The sequence below is a fragment of the Streptomyces sp. NPDC057565 genome, from assembly GCF_042801455.1.
Lineage (GTDB): Bacteria > Actinomycetota > Actinomycetes > Streptomycetales > Streptomycetaceae > Streptomyces > Streptomyces yanii.
Window position 1 is genome coordinate 1 of sequence record NZ_JBHVFU010000064.1, and the last position, 22,595, is coordinate 22,595.

Below are 22,595 nucleotides of genomic sequence, written 5' to 3' on the forward strand. Positions count from 1 at the left end.
GCGGGGGATCGAGCGGATGAAGCCCATGAAGACGAGCACCGCGAACGGCAGGTAGTACCCGACGTTGACCAGCACCGCGCCCGGCATCGTGTGCAACAAGCCGATGGCGTTGAGGATCCGTGTGATCGGAAGCATGATCACTGCGGGCGGGATCATCAGGCCGGTCAGCATGACGCCGAGGACGGCACGGCTCCACCAGCGGCCGGACCGGACGAGGTGGTAGGCCGACATCGCGGCCAGCACGGTGGTGATCAGGATCGAGAAGGCGGTCAGTATGACGGAGTTGACGAGGCCGTACCAGAACAGCCCGTCAGGCCGCTGGAGCACCTGCACGATGTTGTCGAGGGTCGGCGGAACCGGGAGCGCGAGCGGCGATGCGACGACCTTGGCACTGGTTTTGAAGGCGTTGACCAGCGCCACGTAGAGCGGCAGACAGAAGATAGCCGCCACGCCAGTGGCCAACAGCGGGCGGACCCACGGCACTCGGGAGTTCACAGGTTCGCCTCTCGTCGTTGCAGGAGCTTGAGCGCGGTCACGCTCGCGATCGACACCACGACGAGCATGATCCCGGCCATCGCGGACGCCACTCCCGGGCGTTGCTCGGAGAAGGCGGTGCGGATCACCTCGAAAGCGACGGTGGCCGTTCCGTCGGTGCCGGGGCCGCCGTTGGTGAGCACGGCGATCTGGTCGTAGACCTTGAACGCGCTGATCATCAGCATCACGGTGTTGATCGTCAACGCGGGCGCGAGCATCGGCCAGGTGATCACGCGGAACTGCTGCCAGGGTCCGGCGCCGTCGAGGCTCGCCGCCTCCTCGAGCTCGGCGGGGATCCCCGCGAGCCCGGCGAGGTAGACCACGACGGCAAACCCGAGCAACTGCCAGACCATGATCCCGGAGACGGAGTAGATAGCGTACGACGGATCCGTGAGCCAGCCCGGCGGGCTCTTGACTCCCAGCGAGACGAGGGTGCTGTTCAGCAGGCCGTCGTCCGCCAGGATCGAGCGCCCGATCACCGACACCACCACGGCGGAAAGGATCACCGGTGTGAAGTAGACGCCGCGCAGCAGGCTGTAGAGGCGACCCTGCCGGCGGAGCAGCAGGGCGATCGCGAGACCGAGCAGGTTCGTCAGCAGCACCACGATCACCGTGATCACCACGGTGTTCCACAGGGAGTGCCGGAATTCCTCGTCCCCGAGGAGGTAACCGTAGTTGTCCAGGCCGACGAACGAGGTGTTCGGGCGGGTGGCGCGCTCATCGGTCATCCCGCTGTAGAGGGTCCAGAGGATGGGTGCCAGGACCATCGCGGTGAAGACCGTGAGGGTCGGCAGGACGAAGACGGCGAAGGCTCCCACCGACGGCCACGTCCAGATGCGGCGCCTGCTCGGCCCACCCGTGCGCCCGGCCGAGGCCGTGGTGGGCTCCGGACGACCGGGCCGCGGGACTCCTCCAGCGGCAACTGTCCCCGTCCGGAGGCGCGGGGGATGCGTCACTTCGAGAACTCCTTGAACTGCTTGTTCAGCGTCGCGACGAACTTGCCCACGTCCGCGCGGCCGTTGAGGAGATCGTTCAGTGCCGCGTCGACCTTGGGTATGAAGCCCGACGGCAGAGCCGGGACGCCGCCCTCGTTACCGAAGCTCGGAGTCACGGTTCCGCTGGACTGGGCCGTGTTGTAGAGGCCGAGGGTCGTGTTGTACAGCGGCGGCAGGCCGGCCGGCGGCTTGTAGCCCTTGAGAGCGACGAACAAGCCGTCGTACCTCGCCCCGCCGTCGGCGTTCAGCTTGGAGAACTCGATGGCCCACTTCTTGGCCTTGGCGACGTCGGCGGCCTTGGCACTCACCGACAGCCCGCCGCCGGTGTACGTGGGCACGACGAGCGAGCCGTCCTGCGTGGGCATGGGGAAGACGCCGATCTGCTTCTGCTGCGCCTTGTCCGGGGCCGCCGGGAACCACGAGCCCATCGGGTACATCGCGCCCTTGCCCGCGAGGAACGCCTCCTGCGCCTGTGCGTAGGTGGCCGACAGGTTGTCGACGTTCTCCTTGCCCGCCAGTGCCTTCATCTTGGTCGCCGCGTTGACGAACAGCGGGTCGCTGAAGTCGGTCTTCCCCGCGACCAGCTTGTCGAGCCACTTCGGATCCTTGGCGTAGACCTCGTCGGCCACCAGCTGGGCGAAGGTCCATCGCGGGCCGAGGCCGTCCGGTGCACCGCCGCCGATGACGAACGGCTTGATCCCCGCAGCCTTCAGCTTGCCGACCGCGGCAAGCAGGTCGTCCCACTTCTTCGGAGCAGTGGCGATGCCCGCCTTCTCGAAGGCCGCCTTCCGGTAGTAGATCTGCCAGGTCTGCGAGTTGGTGGGCAGCTGGTAGATCTTGCCGTTGAAGCTGTTCGCGGTCGGGTTGGCCCAGTCCGCCAGCTCCTCTTTGCCGAACTGAGCGAGCTTGCCGCCCTCCGCCAGTCCGGCAGGGTCGATCGCGACCATGATGTCGGGAAGTGCACCGGTCGAGTCGAGCTGACGCGCGTACTCATTGCGCTGCTCGGCGCTCGGCGCCACGAGTTTCTTGATCTTCACCCCCGGCACCTTGGCGCTGGTCCTGGCGATGATGTCGTCCCAGTACGCGGCGGTGAGGTTGGGGGTCTCGAAGGTGAGCAGGCTCAACGTCACGCCACCGCCCTCTTTCCCACCCCCGCTCCCACCCCCGACGGCACAGCCTGTCAGCGCGACGAGGCCCAGCGCCGTGGCAATCACGACACAGTTCGTCCGTTTACCCATCGAGACCCGCCTTCCTTGCCGGTCAAAACCACCTGGGGGGAAGTCGCTCGACCAGAATTTATATAAGTAAGTTTCTTGTCAATATTGCTGTCGGGGCGCCAATGTAGATAGCGTGAGGCTGTGAGTCAAGACACACGTCAAACCCAGCACAGTGCGGCCCCCTCCGGCCGTGCGGGCGATGCGCACCTGTTGCGCAAGCTCAACCTCGCAGCCACGATGCGGGCGTTCGTCGATACGGCGTCGCTGACGGTCAGCGACGTGCGTTCGACCGTCGGAGTCTCCCGCCCTACCGCCGAGGAACTGGTGGCGACGCTGCTGACCGAGGGCTTCGTCCGCGAGGTGCTCGGTCGTCCGGAAGGCGAGCGCTCCGCGGGACGGCCGGCCCGGCGCTACGAGGTCGTGGCCGAGAACTACGCCGTCGCCGGAGTGGACATCGGCGCCCACAAGGTGGCCGTGGCCATCTGCGACCTGCGCGGGAACGTCGTGGCGATGCGCAGACGCAGCGTCGACTCCGGCCTCGGACCGGCCGGGCGCATCGGGGCCGCGGCACGGCTGGCGGAGACGACCGTCCGGCAGATCGGGACGAGCTGGGAACAGATCCGTTCGGTGGCCTGCGGTATCACCGGCGTGACCGCCAACGGCTCGGAGGCCAATGACATCCGCACTCTTCCTGCGGGCCGGGACCTCGACGTCTATTCCCTCCCGGGATTCGACAAGATCGACGTGGTCGCGGAGGTATCGGGGCGCTTCAAGCGCGACGTGCTGATCTCGAACGACATCCACCTCGCGGCGGCGGCCGAGCAGTGGCGGGGCGCCGCCGCCGAGGCACGCGACCTCGTCTACATGCACGCCGGCCGCCGACTCGGGGCCGCGATCGTCATCAACGGGCAGATCCACAACGGACGCCGCGGTCTGGCGGCGTCCGTCGGTTCCATGAAGATCCTGGGGTGGGCCGACGCGATGGCGCAGCTCGACCGCGAGAGCCGCAAGCTCGCGGGCTCGACCGCCGAGGAGTCCACCAGCGACGACGTCCGGGCGCTCTTCGAAGCCGCCGCGAACGGGGACCGCACTGCGGTGCGCACCGTCGACCGCGTCGCCGAGGCCCTCGCGCTGGGCGCCTCCATCCTGGTCCACGCCGTCGACCCCGACCTCGTCGTGCTCGGCGGCGGTCTGTCCCGCGCGGGGGACGTGCTCGCCGGTCCGTTCGAGCGGCACCTGGCCGCAACCTCACTCGACTCGCCCGAGTTCCGCGTGTCTCTGCTCGGCGACGAGTCCGTCGCCCTCGGCGCCGCCCGGCTGGCCCTCGACGATCTCAAGGCGCGCCTGCTCACCGTGCAGGCCTGATCCGCCCCCTCTCACCGAACCAGGAGTCACCGAATGATTGAGCCCGGACGCGTCGCCGTGCCCGCGCCCATCGCCCCCGTGTCCCTCTCCGGCCTCAGCGGGACCGAGACCACGACGATGGTCCTGCTGCCACGAGCGGACGGCCTGCCCGACATCGGGTGGATGGGACTTTCCCTGGCAGCGACGGACGTCCGGTCCCTGACGATCCCCGCCTCGGTCGAGACCACGGCCTGGAACTCCTGGCTGACCGGCTCACCGGTCAGCGTGTTCCCGGAGCACGCGCGCGGCTACCTGGGACGGCCTGCGCTGCTCGGCCACCGGGTGGGTCCCGAAGGCCCCGGGAGCGACTGGTCCACCGCGTTCGGTCCCGGCTCGGTGGGGTGTGCCGGCGGCTCGCTCGTGGTCCAGGCCACCGACGAGGCAGCGGGACTCGGACTGTGCTTCGAGGCCGAAGCCGTCCCGGGGGGAGGGCTCCGCCTCAGGCACCTGCTGACCAACGCCGGCACCGGTCCCTACGTGGTCGACGCGCTCGACGTGGTCATCCCCGTTCCGACCGGCGCGGGCGAGATCCTCGACTTCACCGGGCGATGGGCCCGCGAGCGGCAGCCCCAGCGCCGTGCTCTCGCGGACGGGCAATGGGTCCGGGAGCACCGCCGCGGCATGCGCAGCCTCGACGGCACCGGTCTGATCGTGGTCGGTACCCCTGGCTTCGGCTACGGCTACGGTGAGGTGCTCGGTGTCCACCTCGCCTGGAGCGGCAACCACCGGTATGCCGTCGAGCAACTCAGCTCCGGCACCGCCGTCGTCAGGGCCGGCGAGTTGCTGCACCCGGGCGAGTTGGTGCTCGCTGAGGGCGAAACGTACGCGACGCCCTGGGTGCACGTGACCGCGTCCGCGCGCGGGCTCGACGGCCTGGCCGACGCGACCCATCAGTACGTCCGAACACTCGCGGCCCATCCGCCCCAGCCCGCACCCGTCATGTTCAACCCGTGGGAGGCGGTCTACCTCGACCAAGACCTCGACACACTGATCGCGCTGGCCGACATCTCGGCCAGGCTGGGCGCCGAGCGTTTCGTGCTCGACGACGGGTGGTTCGCGGGCCGCACCTCCCTCGACGACGGCCTGGGCGACTGGACCCCGGACCCGGCGGTGTGGCCGGACGGGCTGGCACCGCTTGTGGACCGGGTACACGAAAAGGGGATGGAGTTCGGGCTCTGGTGGGAGCCGGAGGCGGTCAACCCGAACTCCGCGGTCTACCGCGACCACCCTGACTGGATCCTGCGCACGGGCGACCGGTCGCCCGTGCTGGAACGCAACTGCTACCTGCTCGACCTCAGCCGGGAGGAGGTGCGGGCACACCTGGTCGACGCATTCGGCCGCCTTGCGGCGGCGCACCGGATCGACTTCGTCAAGTGGGACCACAACCGCGACCATATCGACGGCGGTGACTCGCGAGGCTCCGGCCGGCCCGCGTCACGGCTGCAGACCCTTGCCTTCCGCGAGCTCCTCGACGAGCTGGCTCGCCGCCATCCCGGCATCTCGTGGGAGAGCTGTGCCTCGGGAGGCGGCAGGATCGACCTGGACGTGCTCCAGCGGGTCCAGAGCACTTGGACCTCGGACGTCACCGATCCGCTGTCGCGCCAGCCGATCCAGCACTGGACCGCCCAGCTCGCTCCGCTGGAGTACCTGGGCGCTCATGTCGCCGCGCCGGTCTCCCACCAGACCGGCCGGACCAGCACTCTGGACCTCCGCGCGGCCACGGCCTTCTTCGGCCAGTTCGGCGTACAGTGGGACCTCACGAAAGTGGCGGCCCCCGAACTGGACCGCCTCGCGTGCTGGATCGGCCTCTACAAGCGGCACCGCACGCTCCTGCACACGGGGCGGCTGACGCGCGTCGAACTGCCCGACGGTCTGCTTGCGCATGGAGTGGTCGCCCGGGACCGCTCAGAGGCGCTCTTCTCCTACGCCCAGCTCGACGAGATGGTGCCCGTGCCACCACGGCTCCGCATCCCGGGACTCGACCCGGACCAGACCTACCGCGCCTCGCTCGTCACTCCAACCGACCCGTCGGTGACCTGGGATGTCACGGGCATCCAGGCCTCCGGCGCCGCGCTGGGAGCACTGGGGCTGCCGGGCCCTGCGCGGGCACCCCAGAGTGCGGCGCTTGTCCACCTGCGCGCCGTCTGATCCGGCGGAGCACACGTGTGCGTGCCGAGAATTACGTCCGTGCAGGTCAAGCGGCGTGCTGGCACTCGTGGATCATTCCGCCGAGGCGATCGTGTCGGCGTATATCGAGGCGAGCGATCTGCCTGGGGTCGGTGATGGTTTCGGGGAGTGCGCGCAGCGGCGCGGCTGCCTGCAGGGAGCGGTGGGTGCGGTGCTCGTTGTAGAACTGCTCGTACTCGCTCAGGGCATGACGCAGGTGGTGAGCGTTCCAGATGAGTGTGCGGTCGAGGAGCTCGCGGCGGAGGCTGAGCACCCATCTCTCCGTGATCGAGTTCGTCCTTGGCATGCGGACGCCGGTGAACACGCTCTGGATGTGGGCGTAGGCGAGGATCTTGTCAATCAGAGCGGGGTGCTTCGCGTCGCGGTCGCGGATCAGGCGGGCGGCGTGCGCGCCCACGTCCTCAAGATCCATGACGAGGCTCTTGACCGCCTGGGTCACCCAGCCCGCAGTGGGGTGCGCGGTGGTGCCCAGGTTGCCGATCCGGCGGCTGACGGGGTCCCTGTCCAGCCAGTACTGTTCTCGCCTCACTGCGTGACTTCTCCCGCACCGGGATTCCGCCCGCAGGACACCAACGGCACCGATACCAACCGTCCTTGAGTCGCTGCACCATAGCAACGCCCTGCTGTTGGCCGGGACCGACGCCCCGGCCACCTGGCACCGCGACTGGTTCACTAGGGGTCCCTCTGTCTGTCTGGTCGACCGCGCGGACGCCCCTGCCCGACCGGAGCGAACGGCGAGAGCACAGGCACAGCGACACCGCCGTCGATGCAGCCAGGGCCTGCCGACCTCGGGCTCTCTGTGAAGCGCGGTCAACGCCTCAGGCTCGAACGCTTGGGCGGGCAAGTTTGACGCTACTGGTGGGGAATTACGTGACGCTCCACAGGACCACACGGACCGGGACCTGTTCGACTTCCACAGGGCACCGTCGCACTGACCCGGCACGGACACCGGCGGCCTTCGGATCCGAAGGCCGCCGGTGCTTCATCGTTCGGCGTCGCGCGCGGGAAGGCGACGGGTCACCATTCCGAAGCGAACCGGACCTTGACGTCCCCGGCGGTGAATCCGCTGAAGAGGAACGGCGTGTCCGCGGCAGAGCTGTTCTCGGCCTCGGCCAGTACACCGAAGCGGGCATCGCCGAGCCAGGACGCGTCGAGCGGCCCGCCGACAGCGGTGAAGGTCGTGCCGTCGAGGGAGTACGAAGCGGTCACGCTCGGGCCGGTGCGCTGCAGTCGGAGCCAGACGTCCTCCTGAGCGGGATCGGGGATACGGACCGGCTCCGCCGGGGACCCGCTGTGTTCGGTCGAGATGGTGAGGGTCGGTGCGCCCTGGTTGTGCTTGCGCTGGAGGGCGATGTAGTCGTTGTCGCCGCGGTAGAGGATGAGCCCGGCCTCCATGTAACCGCGGGTGGTACGTCCGGTCATCTTCACCGTCGTGGTGCCCGTGCCGTTACCGGCACCGGTGAGGAGGACATTGCGGGCGCTGTTCTGTCCGGCCCACAGGAATCCGTGGCCGGTGGGCGTCAGCGCCAAGGTGTCCGTCGGTCGCACGGCGCGGTGGTCGGGCTGGTCCCGCACGACCGACCAGTCGTCGGTGTTCAGGGTCAGGGGCTTGGCGCAGTCGGACGAGGAGGGGTCCCCTCCGATGTGCAGGGTGACCGGAACGCCGGTGACGCTCCCGAGCTGGCTGGGCGCGCTCGGGGTGAGGGTGACTGCGCCGGCCGCCTTCGCGGTGACCTTCCCGCTCCCGTCGACAGTGGCGACCTCGGTGTCGCTGCTGGCCCAGGTCGTCGACGGGAGCAGCGGGAGGATGTGGTCGGCGCCCTGGACCACCTCGTCGCTCGTGACCTGCGCAGTGTCGGTGGCGTTCAGATCGGCGCGCAGGTTGAGGCCGTTGTCGAAGTTGTTGCCGTTGATCGAGGCGCCGGACGAGCCCCGGTAGCTGAACAGCGGGGTGGAGTACGTCGAGGTGGTGGCGGTGGCACGCACCTCCGTGGTGGTGCCGGGCGCCGGGCAGGGGTTCTTCGCCTGGGCGGTGAAGGTGGACTCCCGGTCGAGTCGGGAGACGTCGTTGCGCGCGAAGGTGATGCCGCTGACGCTCTTGGCGTCGAGCAGCTTCACGTCGCCGGTCTGGAAGGTGTTGTCCTCCACGCGGATGTTGTGGTGCACCGGCGTGGCGGCATCGACGACCTGGTTGGTGGGCTCGACGAGGATCACCGGGCCGACGGGCCTCCTGAAGGTGTTGTGGCTGATCAGGACGTCATTGACGGGTCCGGATTCGTACCACTGGTAAGCGTCGGAGGAGATGAAGATGCTGGACATCTGCATGCCGTCGAAGAGGTTGTCCTTGATCACGACCGGCTTGCGGCTGGTGACCAGGACACCTCGGGTGGGGATGTTGCGGAAGATGTTGCCGCTGATGTCGACCGTGGGGGTGTACGTGGTGTTCTCGACGACAAAGTTCCCGGCCGTCACCGTGTCGGGTATCGCCTTGTCGAACGTGACCGTCATGCTGGTCAGGGATTTGTCGTGGTCAGTGCCGGAAGGGCCGTCCACCGACACGACTTTCGCGGTCACACCCGGCACCGGCGCCATGGTGCGCTTGTCCACGATCTCGACCGAGTCACGGGGGTGGAACTGGGGGAAACCGGCTGTCTGCGGGTGCTTGTAGGCGAGGGTGAGCACCTTCTTGTCGGCGGGCCGCGAGGTGACCTCGACGTAGGTGCCGTGGATGTTGATCGCGTCGTCGTGCGCGCCGTCGAAGACGTTCCCGGTGACCTTCACCTGGCCCGAGATTCCGGACATCTGTACGAAGTCCGCGAATCCGGCCGTGCTGCGCCCGGAGGCCGGATCGGTGCGGAACTCGTTGCCGTCGAGGGTGATGTTCTTGCTGAGCTGCCCGAGGAAGCCGAAGCCGTGCAGGTAACGGGCCTTGAGACCGCGCACGGTGATGTTCTTCGACTCCCAGAACACGGCCGATGCCGTGTCCCGGGTGTCTTCACGCATCTGGTAAACGAGCCCGCGATCGCCCGGTGCGGTGGCGGTGGAGTACTCGATGCGCAGCTTCTGCCCGCCGAGGTCGCTCATCGCGGACACGTTGTTGAACAACGGATTGGCGCCGCGCCAGGTGCGCTGGGCCGCCGGGTCATAAGTCTGGCTGTAGCGCATCTTGTCGACGCCCGACCAGTACGGCAGGCCGGTGGCCGGGCTCGTCTCGCCGAGCCAGGTGACATGGTTGTTGGCCACCGAGAAGCCGTTGGTTGGCGGGACGGACAGCACGCGGTACGCGTGCCCGTTCGACACGCCGGCCTCGGTGACCTTGGCATCGACCACCTTGGGCGCGGTGACATCGAAGCTGAAGTCGGTGACGGCCACATTCCGCGAACGGATCGCCACGAACGTGCTCATCAGCCCGTGGAACTGCAGGTGCGAGCCGTCGCCGTCGATGGTGACGTCATGCATGTCCTCGATCAGAATGCCGATCCGTTTGTCACGGTAGGTCTGGTTCGCGCCCACGGTGTTGGAGAGATAGAGCTCCCGGGTCTCGGCCTGCTCCGGATACAGCTGGTAAGTGCCGTGCGGGAACAGGATCCGCGTCGGGCCACTCAGGGTCTTGGCGTGCCGCATCGCTTGGGCGACGGCCGCGGCGCTGTCCTGCTTGCCGGTCGGATCGGCGCCGAAGTCGGTGACGTCGACGACCGTCTCGGCGGCGCCGTCCGACGCGGCCGCCGCGATCGGGACAGGTGCGCAGAGCAAGAGCAGGAAGGCCGCTGCCAGTACGGCAGTGCGTGGGCGACGGTGCGCACCGCGCGGTACTCTGCCCGCCGCGGCCGTGGTGGTGTCTGTCATCGAGACCTCATCTCTGGGTAGGGGCGACTGACGTGCGGGGTCAGTCGTGGAATCCGGTGATGCGGTGGTCAGTGCGGCAGTCCGACGGGGCGCTCGCCGCTGCGGCGTTGCTGAATGACGACGGCGATGACCAGGAGCGCGCCCTGGGCGACGTTCTGCCAGAAGCTGTTGATGCCCTGGACGGTGAGTCCGTTCTCGAGGCAGCCGAGGAGAGCCACGGCCAGGAGGGTGCCGCCGATGCCGCCCTTGCCGCCCTTCAGCGCGGCGCCACCGAGCGCGGCGGCGGTGATCGCCTTCAGTTCCAGGCCCTCGCTGCCGGAGGTGGGCTGACCGGACCCCGTGCGGGCGGTCAGGAGGATGCCCGCGATGGCGGCGACGATGCCGATGAGGGCGTAGACGGCGATCAGGTACTTGTTGATGTTGATGCCGGCAAGGCGGGCCGCGGTGTCGTTGCCGCCGATGGCGTAGACGTTGCGCCCGATGTCGGTGTACTTGAGCAGGAGGTGCACGGCCGCCGCGACGACGACGAGGATCCAGACCATGACGGGCAGGCCGGCGATCTTGCCGCGGCCGAGGAAGATGAAGACGTCGTTGTTGAACACGTACCCCTGGGCCCGGCCGTCGGACAGAAGCTGGGCGAGACCCTTGTAGGCCGCGAGCCCGGCGAGTGTGGCGATGGTGGGGTTGACCCTGCCGTAGACGATGACCAGACCGTTCAGGACCCCAATGAGGAGACCGACGCCGACCGCGGCAAGCATGCCGACGAAGGCGTTGGAACCGGCCGAGGTGAAGACCATGGCACTGACCACGGACGCCACGCCTGCCTGGGAACCGACGGAGATGTCCAGCCCGCCACAGATGATCACGACGGTCTGCACAATCGCCAGCAGGCCGGTGATGGTGGCGGCCTCGGCGATCACCTGCATGTTCGACCAGCTGAGGTAGTTGCTGTTGAGGATTCCGAACAGGATCAGCACGAAGGCCAGAGCACCGATGAGGCTGATGTTCTGCCCGCCGAGGCCGGCGAACCGCTTCGGCCCAGCGGGCCGCGGGTTCTCAGGGCTTCCCTTCAGTACCGTGGAAGTCGTCGTGGTCGTCATGAGGTTGCTCCAGAGGCGCCGGCGTCGACGATGTCGTCGGCCATGGCGAGGGCGAGGATGGATTCTTCGGTAGCGTCGTGATGGTCGAGTTCCCCGGTGATCCGGCCGCCCTGCATCACGATGACCCGGTCCGCGAGACCGAGGAGTTCGGGGAGTTCGGAGGAGATCACGAGGAGGGCGACGCCCTCGGCGGCGAGGTCGGCGATGATCTGGTAGATCTCGGCCTTGGCACCAACGTCGATGCCACGCGTCGGCTCGTCGAGGATCAGCACCTTGGGCTTGCGGGCCAGCCAGCGGGCCAGGACGACCTTCTGCTGGTTGCCGCCGGACAGCTTGCGGACCTCGTGGTTGATGGAAGGGGTACGTACGCGCAACCGGTCGGTGTACTGCTGGGCGAGTTCCCGCTCCGCGGACCGCCTGACGAACCTCAGGCGCCGCAACCGGTCCAGGACCACCAGGGAGGTGTTCTCCCGGATCGACTGCTGCAGGAACAGTGCCTGCGCCTTGCGTTCCTCGGGCGCGAGCCCGAGACCGGCGCGGATGACGGCGCCGGGGTCGCCGGCGCGCAGCGCCTTGCCGTCGAGGGTGGCGGTGCCGCTGTGGATGGGCAGGTCGCCGGCGAGCGCCAGGGCCAGCTCCGAGCGGCCCGCGCCGATCAGCCCGGCCAGCCCCACCACCTCCCCCGCATGGACCCGCAACGAGATGTCTGTGACGTCGTCGGTCGTGAGGTTGTTGACGTCGAGCACGAGACGGTCGGTGGCGACCTTCTGCCGGACGAACATGCTCGACAGGTCCCGGCCGACCATGAGGCGCACCAGTTCGCCCTCATTGGTGGTGCTCGCCTGCTGAACGCCGACCAGGTTGCCGTCGCGCAGTACGGCGATCCGGTCGGCGAGCCGGAAGATCTCTTGCATGCGGTGCGAGACGTAGACGATGGCGATGCCCTGCCCGCGCAGCCGCCGGATGAGTGCGAACAGCGCCTCCACCTCGTGTTCCGACAGGGATGAGGTGGGCTCGTCGAAGGCGATAACCCGCGCCGGGACGGTGCCCGTCAGGGCCCGCATGATCTCCACCAACTGACGCTGTGCTGGCGTGAGTTGCGTACCCAGGAGGTCCGGGTCGAGCACGTCGGCGAAGCCGAGTCGCTGAAGGTCGCTCTCGATCCGGCGGTGCAGCTCCGCGCGGTCCAGAAGCCGCCCGGCCTTGCGGGGCAGGGCGCCCGCGTAGACGTTCTCCGCGACGGAGATGTGCGGGATGATCTCCGGCTCCTGCGGGATGATGCGGATCCCTGCAGCACGTGCGTCGGCCGGTGAGCCCAGCAGCACGCGTTCGCCATCGATCAGCACGTGCCCCTCGGTGGGCTGATGGTCGCCGGTGAGGATCTTCAGGAGAGTGGACTTTCCCGCCCCGTTCTCACCCATCAGCGCGGTCACCTGACCGCAGGGGAATTCGAGCGTCACACCGCCGAGCGCCTGCACAGCGCCGAAGCGCTTCGTGAGCGCCGCGACGCCGACGGAACCGTTCGGGGTCCCCAGCTCGGGTTCCTCGCCCGCCGGGCCTGTTCGAGCCGTGTTCTTGCGAGGACTGGTCATGTATCGGTTCACCTCAAAGGTGTCGTGCAGGTCGGTGTTCGGAGCGGCGGGATGCAGCGGGCCGTCTGCGGCCTTTGTCCCGCGGTAGCCGGCCAGACGCGGCGTCAGCCGCAGTTGACGCCGGACTTCTGCCAGTTGGAGGCGTCGACCATGGTCGTGGGGGCGAAGGCCTCCTGCGGGAAGTCTTTGCCGTTCTTGAGCTTGTCGTACATCGTCTGCACGGCCAGCGCACCGACGTCCTTGCCGTTGATGAACAGCGCGGCCTTCATTCCGCTGGGCTTGTCCGCCTGCCACTCCTTGCAGGCCAGGTACGCGCCCAGACCGACACCGATGACGTGGTCCGGGCCGATGCCTGCGTTCTGCAGTGCGGTGACCCCGCCCATGACGTTCTCGTCGTTGCAGCCCCACACGACCCAGTTCTTCACGCCCGCGTTGGCGGTGATCGTCGCCGCGATCTTGTCCTGGGCGCCGGTCGGGGTGTTGTCGGTGGGCACGTCGAGGGCCTTCACACCCGGCACGGCCGCGCCGAAGGTCTTCTTGGCGGCGGCGACCCGGTCGCCGCAGACCGTCACGTCCTGCTTCCACGCCGAGACGACACGGGTATCGGCGGCCTTCCAGCCCGCCTTGTCGAACTCCTCCGCCGCCCGCTTACCGACCTGTTCACCCATCTGCTGACCGCTGAAACCGATGCGCGGAACAAGGTCGCCCTTGCCGCAGGCGACCGGGTCGGGACCGGTGGTGCAGATCTGGTCGTCCGAGGTCAGCAGGGCGACCTTGCCGTCCCGCGCGGTCTGCACCACCTGGGGACCGACGGCCGGGTCCGGCACGACGATGATCACGCCGTTGGCCTTCTGCGCGACGGCTGACTGCACCTCGCTCACCGTCTTGTTGGCGTCGTTGCCCAGGTTGACGACCTTCAGGTCGATGCCCAGCACCTTCGCCTTCGCCTTGGCTCCCGCCGCCTCGCCGACGAAGTACTCCTGGTCGCCCTGCTTCTGCAGGTAGGTGAGAGAGATCTTGCCCCCTGCCCTGGCCGTCGAGTCCTCTCCTCCCGCCTCCTTGCCGGAGGAACAAGCGGTGCTCAGGCCGAGGGTGAGCAGCAGGCCGGTAGCGGCGGCGATGTTCCGGCTTTGGTGTGTGGTGAACATGTCGGCTCCATTGAGGGAGAGTTCGGAACTCAGGTAAGCGGACCGGGGCACTGGGCTCCGGCCGGGGCGTTGGCCACGGTCCGTGCCGTGGGTGAGAGTGGTGCGGTGGCACGGTCGAGGCGCGCGGCCCGGGCTGGTCATGTGACTCGACGCGTCGGAGCCCATGGCGGCCTCGTCGACCGCGTCCGGAGCTCGGTCGTGTGCTCACGGTGTCGGTGCAGTCCTGCGCATCGTGCGCACCGCAACACCCCCACCGGAAGCCCGAGTCGGCGGCACGGGTCCGCGGGGGCCGTGCGCCGCGCCACCTTCTCCCGCGTCGTCCTGCCGAATCCTGGGCTCGGCCTGACCCCCTGTCAAGGTATTTGCATAATTAATGTCCAGAGGTACGGTGTGCCGCATGACAGAGCAGACGCGCCTCCGATTCCAGGACCGGGTGGCGGTGATCACCGGCGGGGCCGCCGGGATCGGCGCCGCGACGGCACAACGGCTGGCGGCAGAGGGTGCGGCGGTGGTCGTCGTGGACATCAACGACGCCGCGGGCCAGGAGACGGTAGCGGCGATCACCGAACAGGGCGGCCGGGCCGAGTACCGGCACGGCGACGTGACGTCGGCGGGGATGTGGGACAACCTCGCCGCGCATGTGGCGGACCGCTACAACCGGCTGGACGTGCTGCACAGCAACGCCTACTCCGTGGTCGTCAAGGCCGCCCACGAGCTGACCGAGCCGGAGTGGGACGGCCAGCTGGCGGTCACGCTCAAGGCCGCCTGGCTCGGCGTGCGCGCCTTCGCCCCCGCGCTGCGCGACAGCCACGGCTCGGTGGTCCTCACCTCCTCCGTCCACGCGCTGATCGGTCTGCCGGGGCATCCCGCCTACGCCGCCGCCAAGGGAGCGCTGGTGGCTCTGGGGCGGCAACTGGCCGTCGAGTACGGGCCTCAGGTACGGGTCAACACCGTCCTGCCGGGCCCGATCATGACCGCAGCCTGGGACCGCGTGGATGAGGCCGGGCGGGCCGACAGCGTGGCCGAGACGGTGGCCAAACGCTTCGGCAGGCCCGAGGAGGTCGCGTCCGCGGTCGCCTTCCTGGCGTCGGCCGACGCCTCGTACGTCACCGGCACGTCCCTCGTGGTGGACGGCGGCTGGTCCGTCGTCAAAACTTCCTCGTGACATGAACCAAGATCCGCGCACCGGACGTCCCGAGGGACGACCCCGCGCTCGTTGGGGAGATCCCACATGAACCAGCCCACACGCGGTCTGCACCAGCAGATCGTCGACATCCTCGGCGAGCGCATCGTCCGCGGCTTCCACGCACCCGGGTCGTCTCTGTACCCCGACCGGATCGAGCAGGAGCTCCAGGTCAGCAAGACCGTGCTGCGCGAGGCCCTGCGAGTCCTGGCCTCCAAGGGCCTGATCGACTCCCGGCAGAAACGCGGCACCTTCGTCCGGCCCCGCTCCGACTGGAACCTGCTCGACGGCGACCTGCTGCGCTGGCAGGGCCAGGGCATCCCGGCCGCCGGCTTCCTGGACAATCTCGCCGAGGTCCGTGGCATCGTCGAACCGGCAGGGGCCCGTCTCGCGGCCCTGCGCCGCAACGACGACGACCTCGCCGCCCTGGCCGAGGCGCTGGAGCGCATGGCCACCGCCGGCAAGGACACCGACGCCATGGTCGAGGCCGATCTCGCGTTCCACCGGTCGCTGCTGGCCGCTACCCACAACGAACTGCTCACCCGCATGGAGGTCGTCCTCGAGGCCGGCCTCCGGGTGCGCAACCACCTCGTGCACGGCGCGGACCACTGGACCGACTCGATCCCCGCCCACGACGCGGTCCTCACGGCCGTGCGGTCGCAGGACCCCGACCTGGCCGAACGCGCCGTTCACGCGCTGCTCGACCAGGCCGGCGCCGACCTGCGCAACGTGATAGAGAACCGCCCCCCGGAGGAGACCGGATGAAGATCACAGCACTGGAGACGTTCCTTGTCGCCCCACGCTGGCTGTTCCTGCGCATCGCCACCGACGAGGGCATCACCGGATGGGGCGAACCGGTGATCGAGGGCCGAGCCGAGACAGTCCGCGCCGCCGTGCACGAACTCGCCGACCTGCTCGTCGGCGAGGACCCGCTGCGCATCGAGCACCACTGGCAGGTGCTCACCAAGAGCGGCTTCTACCGCGGCGGCCCCGTCCTCTCCAGCGCCGTCGCCGGCATCGACCAGGCCCTGTGGGACATCGCCGGCAAGGCACACGACGTACCCGTGCACGAACTCCTCGGCGGCGCAGTCCGCGACCGGCTGCGGGTGTACGCCTGGATCGGCGGCGACAGCCCCGAACACGTCGCCGAACTCGCCCGCGAACAGGTCGAGGCCGGGTTCACCGCGGTCAAGATGAACGGTTCCGCACAGCTACGGCCCATCGACACGCTCGCGCAGAGCCGGGCCGTCGTGGACCGGGTCACCGCCGTCCGCGAGGTACTCGGCGACGACCGCGACGTGGCCATCGACTTCCACGGCCGGATGTCCACCGCCACGGCGAAGCGGATCCTGCCACTGCTGGAGCCCCTGCACCCCCTCTTCGTCGAGGAGCCCGTCCTTCCGGAACACTCTCGCAACCTGCCTCAGTTCGTCGGCGTCACCTCGGTGCCGCTGGCACTGGGCGAACGACTGTATTCCCGCTGGGACTTCCATGACGTGCTGGCCAGCGGAATCGCCGTAGCCCAGCCGGACGTCTCGCACGCCGGCGGCATCTCGGAGGTCCGGCGCATCGCCGCACTCGCCGAGGTCCACGACGTCGCCATGGCCCCCCACTGCCCGCTCGGCCCGATCGCGCTCGCCGCGAGCATGCAACTCGGTTTCGCGATACCGAACTTCCTCATCCAGGAACAGAGCCTGGGAATCCACTACAACCGCGGTCACGACCTGCTGGACTACCTGCTCGACCCCACACCGTTCCACTTCACCGACGGACACGCCGCCCGGCCCACCGGACCGGGCCTCGGCATCCAGATCGACGAGAACGCCGTCCGACGCGCGGACGCCATCGGGCACCGCTGGCGCAACCCGGTCTGGCGACACAGCGACGGGTCCTTCGCGGAATGGTGACCGGACCCACGCTGCCCCGCCCCGCACGGCTCCCGGTACTGGCCGAGACCGACCCCGACCACGGCGGCCGCTGGACCTCCCTGCGCGCGGGCGGCCGGGAGTGGCTGTGGCACCGCCCTGATGCCGCGCGCCACACCGTCCGCCCAGGTGACGCGTTCGTCGACGCCGGCGGATTGGAGGAGTGCCTCCCAACGGTGCGCGGCACCCCCGATCACGGCGCCGCCTGGTCCCGCCCCTGGCAGCGCACCCGCGACGGCGACGTGCTGGAATGCCCGGACTTCGTCCTGCGCCGGACGATCCAGCAAGGCCCGGACGCCCTGCGGGCCAGCTACCGGCTGACCGCCGATCCGGGACACCGTCTGCTGTGGGCGGCCCACGCCCTGCTCAACGTCGGCCTCGACGCCCGGCTGGACGCGCCCCGCGGCGCGGCGACCAGGCTCTTCCCCGAGGCGGCGACGCTGCTCGACCGTGCCTGGCCCCCCGGCGCCCCCCACCTCACGGGCTTTTGGCCCTCCCCGTTCGGGCTGCGGCTGGACCGGCTCGGTCCCGATGACGGCACCGCCGTCGGGGCGATCATCACCGACTGCCCGAGCGTGCGGGTCATCGACGGCCCGGACACTCTCACGCTCACCGTACACACCGAAGCGGACATCCCCGTGTCCGTCGCGCTGTGGCGCAATCTCGGCGGCTGGCCCGACCACGCGCCCTACCGCAGCATCGGCGTTGAACCCATGCTCGGTGCCGTCTTCGACCTCGCCGAGGCCGGACCGCACGACGCAGCCACGGTCCCGTCCTGCGGTGAGCTGTGCTGGGAACTCGAGATATCGGCCACCCGCACCCCCCGTACACCACACACTCCTCCCCCGACACTCCCCGGAAGTCCCTGATGAAACTGACCGACCTGCCTCACCGCACCCTCGCCATCGTGCGCGGCCGCGACCGCGAGGCCGCGCTGCGCACCGTGCTCACCCTGGCCGAAGAAGGCATCACCGCAGCCGAGGTGTCCCTCACCACCGCTGACGCGCTGTGGGTGATCGAGCGTGCTCGCCGTGAACTGGGCCCCGATGCCGCGCTCGGCGCGGGTACGGTCCTGACGGCGCACGACGCCGCCCGTGCCGCCGACGCGGGAGCCAGCTTCCTGGTCACACCCGGGTTCGTCCCCGACCTTGCCACAGATGGAACGGTTCAACTCCCCGTAATCATGGGCGCACTGACACCCAGTGAGGTGATCACGGCGGTCCGCTCCGGCGTCCTCGCCGTGAAGCTCTTCCCCGCGTCCCTCGGTGGGCCGGCCCACCTCGAGGCACTGCGAGCCCCCTTCCCCGAGGTATCGTTCGTCCCCGTCGGCGGCATCGACACCGAGCAGGCGATCGCCTTCCTTTCCGCGGGCGCCGTCGCGGTCGGTGTCGGCAGCCCCCTGATCGGTGACGCGGCCAGTGGCGGCGACCTCGCCAAACTACGTACCCGTGCGGCACGCTGGCGCGCCGCACTGGCCGGAGAGGTGACCGCATGAGCGCGCTCCGAACGTCCGACGTGGTCACCGTCGGCGAGACCATGGCCGCTCTCAGAGCCACAGGCCCGGTCAAGCTCGCCCGCCCCATGGAACTGTCCGTCGCCGGCGCGGAGTCGAACGTCGCCATCGGCCTGGCCCGTCTGGGCCACGATGTCTCCTGGGTTGGCGCCGTGGGAGACGACGAGTTCGGGGCTCTCGTCCTGCGCACTCTGCGCGCCGAACAGGTCGACGTGTCCCATGCCCGTGCCGACACCGAGGGGCGCCCGACCGGGCTGCTGGTGCGCGAAGACGGCATCGGCGACCTGGCCAGAGTCCGCTACTACCGCGCAGGTTCGGCCGGAGCGGCGCTCCGGCCCCCGGACGTCCTGGCCGCGCTGCACCCCGGGCTGCGCGTCCTGCACCTGACCGGGATCACTCCCGCCCTCGGCGCGTCCGCCGCCGAAACCGTCCTGGTCGCCGCCGAGCGGGCGCGGGAGCTGGGGGCAACAGTCTGTCTGGATGTCAACTACCGTGCCCGGCTGTGGTCGACGGAGCAGGCCAGACGGACTCTGCTGCCACTGACCCGCCGCTCCGACATCCTCATCGCCTCCGCCGACGAACTGCACCTGGTGGGAAGCGACCCGTCGCTCGCCGAGGAGGAGGCCGTCGCAGCCCTGATCGCCGAAGGGAGGCGTGAGGTGGTGATCACTCGCGGCGGCGATGGCGCCTGCGTCACGACCGCCGAGGGCACGGTCGACTCCGGCGTCCGCAGCGTGCCCGTCCGCGATGTGGTCGGAGCGGGCGACGCCTTCGTCGCCGGATATCTCTCCGCACTGCTCGACGACCTGGACGTCGTCGAACGCCTGCACCGGGCGACGGCCACGGGCGCCTTCGCAGTCGCCACCCGCGGCGACTGGGAAGGGTTGCCCACCCGCTCCGAACTCGCCCTGCTGGACAGTCCGGCGGGCACGACCCTGCGCTGACCCACCGTCTGGAGAAACACCTGAATGAACCGACATGAGTCACCAGCCGACATCTGGGCCGACGGCGACCACGAGCTCGGCGAGGGCGCCCGCTGGGTCGACGGACGTCTGGTCTACGTCGACATCCTCGCCGGACGACTGTTGGAGGTTGTGGAGGATGGAAGGCGCACACCACGCGAACTGCTGCGGCTCGACGTCCCCCTCGGCGCGGTCGCCCCGGTGTACGGCAGCCCCGGCCACTGGATAGCCGCCGCCGGCACCGGCATCGCCCTGCTGACGCCGGATGGCCAGCCCGAATGGCTGGCCCGCCCCGAGGAGCACTCCCCCGTTCCAACCCGCATGAACGACGGGGTGTGCGACCCGCACGGCCGGTTCTGGGCGGGCAGCATGCCTTACGACGGCACACTGGGCGCCGGCTCCCTCTACCGCACCGATCCCGACGGCTCCGTACACCGCGTCCTCGACGGCATGACCATTGTCAACGGCCCCGCCTTCGCCGCCGACGGCGGCCTGCTCTACGTTGCCGACAGCGCTGCCGGTGTCATCCACCGCTGCACCCTCGACAGGGACGGAAATCCGACGGGCCGCGAGGAGTTCGCCCGTGTCACTGCCGGTGGCAGCCCCGACGGCATGACCGTGGACGACACCGGGCGGCTCTGGGTGGCGGTGTGGGGCCACGGGGTCGTCCAACAATACCGGCCCGACGGCACACTCGACGCGACCATCCCGCTGCCCACCCCACAACCCACCTCGGTGTGCCTGGTCCCGGAAGGCGGCCGCCTGCTCATCACCACGGCCCGGCACGGACTGACAGGGGCCACGGGTGTCGCCGGTGCTGTCCTCGCGGTCACGGTCGACGCGACGGCGCCAGCCGCCCGAGCCTTCGGCGCGCCGTGAGACGCCGCTGTGGTCCACCACAGGTCCAGATGTTGCGAGGTCGGCTGCTCCGGCGCCAGAGCGGACCACCACCAGAACACGGGTCACCTGGAGGGCCATCTCGTCAGCCTGACGCGAAAAAGTCCGAACCTGCGTCCGCTTTTGGATCGGTCTGAGATCCTGGAGACCGATCGAGAGGGGCCGCAGGTATGGAGTGGAAGACCCACGGTGAGCGACAGATCTACACGAACGAATGGGTGAATCTGTGTCTGGTCGACGTCCAGCAGCCTGACGGGCGCAGGTGGGAGTACCACGTCGTACGCCTCCGGCACCTGGCCGTGGCCGCCGTGGTCAATGACCGCCAAGAGGTCCTGATGATGTGGCGGCACCGCTTCATCACTGACTCGTGGGCCTGGGAGCTGCCCATGGGGCTGGTCGAGGACGGCGAGACTCCGGAGGAAGCGGCGGCTCGCGAAGTCCTGGAAGAGACTGGCTGGCGTCCTGGCCCCATCAAGCCTCTGATCTACGCCGAGCCGGCCAACGGCATCACCGACTCGCAGCACCACGTCTTCCGCGTGGACAGCGCGACCTATGCCGGACCGCCCACTGAGAAGAACGAGTCCGACCGCATCGAGTGGATTCCCCTCTCTGAAGTGCGGGGCATGATCGACCGCCGCGAGATCGTGAGCAGTGGATCGCTCGTCGGTCTCCTGTACCTGCTCATGGACGAAGCGATCCGCTGACCGGTGGGAGGAGTTCCCGTAGCCGCGCCTCGAAGGCCAGGGCTACGGGCTGCTGCCTGTGAGGGGCCAACTGGTCGTAAAAATCCCTGAGGTGGCCTGACACGCGCTCAGACGCCACGCCCGACGCGGGCTCCAGAGCTTGCGTGGCGGTGTGGCACGCCTGATCAAGCTTGCTCTGGTCAAGCTGCGTACGGGCAAGCCAGAACGCGTGAAACGCCCGGCCGCGCTGGTTGGTACGGGCCTCGTGCCGCAGTGCTTCCGCAATCAGGGGTTCGGCGGTGGCAGCCTCGCCCAGTTGGCCGTGTGCAATGCCCGTGTCCACGTTCAGCTTCGTCTCGTCGAAGTACGTGACCCAGGACGGGTCCGGGTCACTCGCCCGGATTTGCTCGAAATGGCGGTGCGCCTCCCCGATCGCCCGGTGAGTGGAATCCCGGTTGCCGCGAGTGGCGTGAGCGAAGGCTTCGCGCATGGACAGCATCGACAGGACACGTGGGATGGTGCCGAGTGCTGAGCGGGCCTGATCCTGGGCGGCGGTCACGAGTGCCAGAGAGTCCGCAGGCTTGTCCTGGTACGTGCCCTGCAAGCTCATGCAGGCCAGGACGTTGGCCATGAACTGCCGGTCGTCGATTTCCTTGGCCAGTTGCAGCGCCTCGGTGAAGTAGGCGCGGGCCTGGTTGTACTGACGGGCGTCGAAGTAGGTCCAGCCGGTGAGACGTGCCAGCTCGGCCGCGATGCCGTACAAACCGTTCTGGATGGACGATGGCCGATTCTCCTTGAGGAGCCCAACGACATACCGGAGCTGGCCGACGATGGCCGGCCTCAGCGCCTCGCCGCCGTGCTGGTCGTCCCGTCGCCAGTAGTCCTCGATCGAGGGGCGGAACGCCTCAAGTGTCGCTGCGCTCAGGCTCGTTCGGGTGGCCAGGGCCAAGATGCTGTCCACGTCAAGCCCCGGTAAAGACGGAGGCGTCTGCTGCTCGGGCTCCGGCACTTGTGGTGCCTCTCGCTCGGCAACCACGAGGGCCTGAGGCGTCTCCCACGCTCGGCGGGCAAGCCCGAGCATGTGTCCTGGGATGCGCAAGCCGTCAGCGATGCGCTCGATCACGTCCATGTGCTGCAACTGGCGCTGCCCTGCGATTACTTCGCCGACACGGCTGGGGGTCAGCTCGCAGCGCCTGGCGATCACGGAGGGGTAGATGCCCGCCTTGGTCTTCACCAGCCGGAAGACTCTGGCGAAGTCCCGTACCCGACAGGCATCAATCATCTCGGGATTGGTGAGCGGCCTGGCAGGCAGTTCCTGCGGCCGATCGGCGTCGGGCATTGGGCAAGCTCCCCACTGCGAGGGCTACGCAACGTTGCTGGGTCTCTACTTGCTGCGATGTTACCCAAGT

The 22,595-nt window shown here is 69.0% G+C and carries 19 protein-coding genes; 10 read left to right on the forward strand and 9 right to left on the reverse strand.

Annotated features, from left to right (window positions below):
• The 3 genes from ACFU8W_RS44315 to ACFU8W_RS44325 form a co-directional block, all read right to left on the reverse strand.
• On the reverse strand, positions 1-495 hold a 495-nt coding region (locus ACFU8W_RS44315; RefSeq protein WP_384050557.1), incomplete at its 3' end, for a carbohydrate ABC transporter permease.
• Entirely contained in the window at positions 492-1,301 is an 810-nt protein-coding gene (locus ACFU8W_RS44320) for a carbohydrate ABC transporter permease (RefSeq protein WP_384050651.1), read from the reverse strand. The genes ACFU8W_RS44320 and ACFU8W_RS44315, both read right to left, overlap by 4 nt.
• A gap of 185 nt (positions 1,302-1,486) precedes the next feature.
• Entirely contained in the window at positions 1,487-2,659 is a 1,173-nt protein-coding gene (locus ACFU8W_RS44325) for an ABC transporter substrate-binding protein (RefSeq protein WP_384050561.1), read from the reverse strand.
• Positions 2,660-2,887: 228 nt separating this feature from the next.
• Here ACFU8W_RS44325 and ACFU8W_RS44330 point away from each other — a divergent pair, with 228 nt between their 5' ends.
• A complete protein-coding gene (locus ACFU8W_RS44330) occupies positions 2,888-4,111 on the forward strand; it encodes an ROK family protein (RefSeq protein WP_384050564.1) in 1,224 nt (407 codons plus the stop codon).
• A gap of 33 nt (positions 4,112-4,144) precedes the next feature.
• Entirely contained in the window at positions 4,145-6,298 is a 2,154-nt protein-coding gene (locus tag ACFU8W_RS44335) for an alpha-galactosidase (protein WP_384050567.1), read from the forward strand.
• Between the two features lie 46 nt (positions 6,299-6,344).
• Here ACFU8W_RS44335 and ACFU8W_RS44340 read toward each other — a convergent pair whose 3' ends face one another.
• The 5 genes from ACFU8W_RS44340 to ACFU8W_RS44360 form a co-directional block, all read right to left on the reverse strand.
• Entirely contained in the window at positions 6,345-6,866 is a 522-nt protein-coding gene (locus ACFU8W_RS44340; RefSeq protein WP_384050570.1) for an integrase core domain-containing protein, read from the reverse strand.
• A 488-nt stretch (positions 6,867-7,354) separates the two neighbouring features.
• The gene (locus ACFU8W_RS44345; RefSeq protein ID WP_384050573.1) at positions 7,355-10,183 is read right to left on the reverse strand and encodes a DUF1349 domain-containing protein; all 2,829 of its coding nucleotides are present in this window, start codon (positions 10,181-10,183) and stop codon (positions 7,355-7,357) included.
• Positions 10,184-10,251: 68 nt separating this feature from the next.
• Positions 10,252-11,283: an ABC transporter permease gene (locus ACFU8W_RS44350; protein ID WP_384050576.1), complete on the reverse strand. Its 1,032-nt coding sequence runs from the start codon at positions 11,281-11,283 to the stop codon at positions 10,252-10,254.
• A complete protein-coding gene (locus tag ACFU8W_RS44355) occupies positions 11,280-12,875 on the reverse strand; it encodes a sugar ABC transporter ATP-binding protein (protein ID WP_384050579.1) in 1,596 nt (531 codons plus the stop codon). The genes ACFU8W_RS44350 and ACFU8W_RS44355 overlap by 4 nt, the downstream gene beginning before the upstream one ends.
• Positions 12,876-12,979: 104 nt before the next feature.
• Positions 12,980-14,023 (reverse strand): substrate-binding domain-containing protein, encoded by a 1,044-nt coding sequence (locus tag ACFU8W_RS44360; protein ID WP_384050582.1) that lies wholly within the window; start codon positions 14,021-14,023, stop codon positions 12,980-12,982.
• 397 nt (positions 14,024-14,420) lie between these two features.
• On the opposite strand from ACFU8W_RS44360, the gene ACFU8W_RS44365 reads away from it, so the two are divergent.
• The 8 genes from ACFU8W_RS44365 to ACFU8W_RS44400 all read left to right on the forward strand — a co-directional run bounded on the left by ACFU8W_RS44365 (position 14,421) and on the right by ACFU8W_RS44400 (position 21,207).
• Complete coding sequence (locus tag ACFU8W_RS44365; RefSeq protein ID WP_384050585.1) at positions 14,421-15,188, forward strand: SDR family NAD(P)-dependent oxidoreductase; 768 nt, start codon at positions 14,421-14,423, stop codon at positions 15,186-15,188.
• Positions 15,189-15,254: 66 nt separating this feature from the next.
• Positions 15,255-15,971, forward strand: coding sequence for a FadR/GntR family transcriptional regulator (locus tag ACFU8W_RS44370; RefSeq protein WP_384050588.1), 717 nt, complete (start codon positions 15,255-15,257; stop codon positions 15,969-15,971).
• A complete protein-coding gene (gene dgoD / locus ACFU8W_RS44375; RefSeq protein WP_384050591.1) occupies positions 15,968-17,113 on the forward strand; it encodes a galactonate dehydratase in 1,146 nt (381 codons plus the stop codon). The genes ACFU8W_RS44370 and dgoD overlap by 4 nt, the downstream gene beginning before the upstream one ends.
• Positions 17,107-18,000: a hypothetical protein gene (locus ACFU8W_RS44380; protein WP_384050594.1), complete on the forward strand. Its 894-nt coding sequence runs from the start codon at positions 17,107-17,109 to the stop codon at positions 17,998-18,000. The genes dgoD and ACFU8W_RS44380 overlap by 7 nt, the downstream gene beginning before the upstream one ends.
• On the forward strand, positions 18,000-18,626 hold the full coding sequence (locus ACFU8W_RS44385) for a bifunctional 4-hydroxy-2-oxoglutarate aldolase/2-dehydro-3-deoxy-phosphogluconate aldolase (protein WP_384050597.1): 627 nt from the start codon (positions 18,000-18,002) through the stop codon (positions 18,624-18,626). The genes ACFU8W_RS44380 and ACFU8W_RS44385 overlap by 1 nt, the downstream gene beginning before the upstream one ends.
• The gene (locus ACFU8W_RS44390; RefSeq protein ID WP_384050599.1) at positions 18,623-19,588 is read left to right on the forward strand and encodes a sugar kinase; all 966 of its coding nucleotides are present in this window, start codon (positions 18,623-18,625) and stop codon (positions 19,586-19,588) included. The genes ACFU8W_RS44385 and ACFU8W_RS44390 overlap by 4 nt, the downstream gene beginning before the upstream one ends.
• A 24-nt stretch (positions 19,589-19,612) precedes the next feature.
• On the forward strand, positions 19,613-20,485 hold the full coding sequence (locus ACFU8W_RS44395; protein ID WP_384050602.1) for an SMP-30/gluconolactonase/LRE family protein: 873 nt from the start codon (positions 19,613-19,615) through the stop codon (positions 20,483-20,485).
• A gap of 188 nt (positions 20,486-20,673) precedes the next feature.
• Positions 20,674-21,207 (forward strand): NUDIX hydrolase, encoded by a 534-nt coding sequence (locus ACFU8W_RS44400; protein WP_384050605.1) that lies wholly within the window; start codon positions 20,674-20,676, stop codon positions 21,205-21,207.
• Here ACFU8W_RS44400 and ACFU8W_RS44405 read toward each other — a convergent pair.
• Positions 21,185-22,525 carry a hypothetical protein gene (locus ACFU8W_RS44405; protein ID WP_384050607.1) on the reverse strand — a complete coding sequence of 447 codons (1,341 nt, stop codon included), beginning with the start codon at positions 22,523-22,525 and terminating at the stop codon, positions 21,185-21,187. The genes ACFU8W_RS44400 and ACFU8W_RS44405 overlap by 23 nt on opposite strands.
• Positions 22,526-22,595: the final 70 nt, after the last annotated feature.

Excerpts from the sequence above, each read along its gene's own strand:
- ACFU8W_RS44350 (WP_384050576.1), bottom strand. The coding sequence starts at position 11,283 with ATGACGACCACGACGACTTCCACGGTACTGAAGGGAAGCCCTGAGAAC.
- ACFU8W_RS44405 (WP_384050607.1), bottom strand. The coding sequence starts at position 22,525 with ATGCCCGACGCCGATCGGCCGCAGGAACTGCCTGCCAGGCCGCTCACC.
- ACFU8W_RS44345 (WP_384050573.1), bottom strand. The coding sequence starts at position 10,183 with ATGACAGACACCACCACGGCCGCGGCGGGCAGAGTACCGCGCGGTGCG.
- ACFU8W_RS44360 (WP_384050582.1), bottom strand. The coding sequence starts at position 14,023 with ATGTTCACCACACACCAAAGCCGGAACATCGCCGCCGCTACCGGCCTG.
- ACFU8W_RS44320 (WP_384050651.1), bottom strand. The coding sequence starts at position 1,301 with ATGGTCCTGGCACCCATCCTCTGGACCCTCTACAGCGGGATGACCGAT.
- ACFU8W_RS44355 (WP_384050579.1), bottom strand. The coding sequence starts at position 12,875 with ATGACCAGTCCTCGCAAGAACACGGCTCGAACAGGCCCGGCGGGCGAG.
- ACFU8W_RS44400 (WP_384050605.1), top strand. The coding sequence starts at position 20,674 with ATGGAGTGGAAGACCCACGGTGAGCGACAGATCTACACGAACGAATGG.
- ACFU8W_RS44385 (WP_384050597.1), top strand. The coding sequence starts at position 18,000 with ATGAAACTGACCGACCTGCCTCACCGCACCCTCGCCATCGTGCGCGGC.
- ACFU8W_RS44380 (WP_384050594.1), top strand. The coding sequence starts at position 17,107 with ATGGTGACCGGACCCACGCTGCCCCGCCCCGCACGGCTCCCGGTACTG.
- dgoD (WP_384050591.1), top strand. The coding sequence starts at position 15,968 with ATGAAGATCACAGCACTGGAGACGTTCCTTGTCGCCCCACGCTGGCTG.
- ACFU8W_RS44390 (WP_384050599.1), top strand. The coding sequence starts at position 18,623 with ATGAGCGCGCTCCGAACGTCCGACGTGGTCACCGTCGGCGAGACCATG.
- ACFU8W_RS44365 (WP_384050585.1), top strand. The coding sequence starts at position 14,421 with ATGACAGAGCAGACGCGCCTCCGATTCCAGGACCGGGTGGCGGTGATC.
- ACFU8W_RS44335 (WP_384050567.1), top strand. The coding sequence starts at position 4,145 with ATGATTGAGCCCGGACGCGTCGCCGTGCCCGCGCCCATCGCCCCCGTG.
- ACFU8W_RS44370 (WP_384050588.1), top strand. The coding sequence starts at position 15,255 with ATGAACCAGCCCACACGCGGTCTGCACCAGCAGATCGTCGACATCCTC.
- ACFU8W_RS44395 (WP_384050602.1), top strand. The coding sequence starts at position 19,613 with ATGAACCGACATGAGTCACCAGCCGACATCTGGGCCGACGGCGACCAC.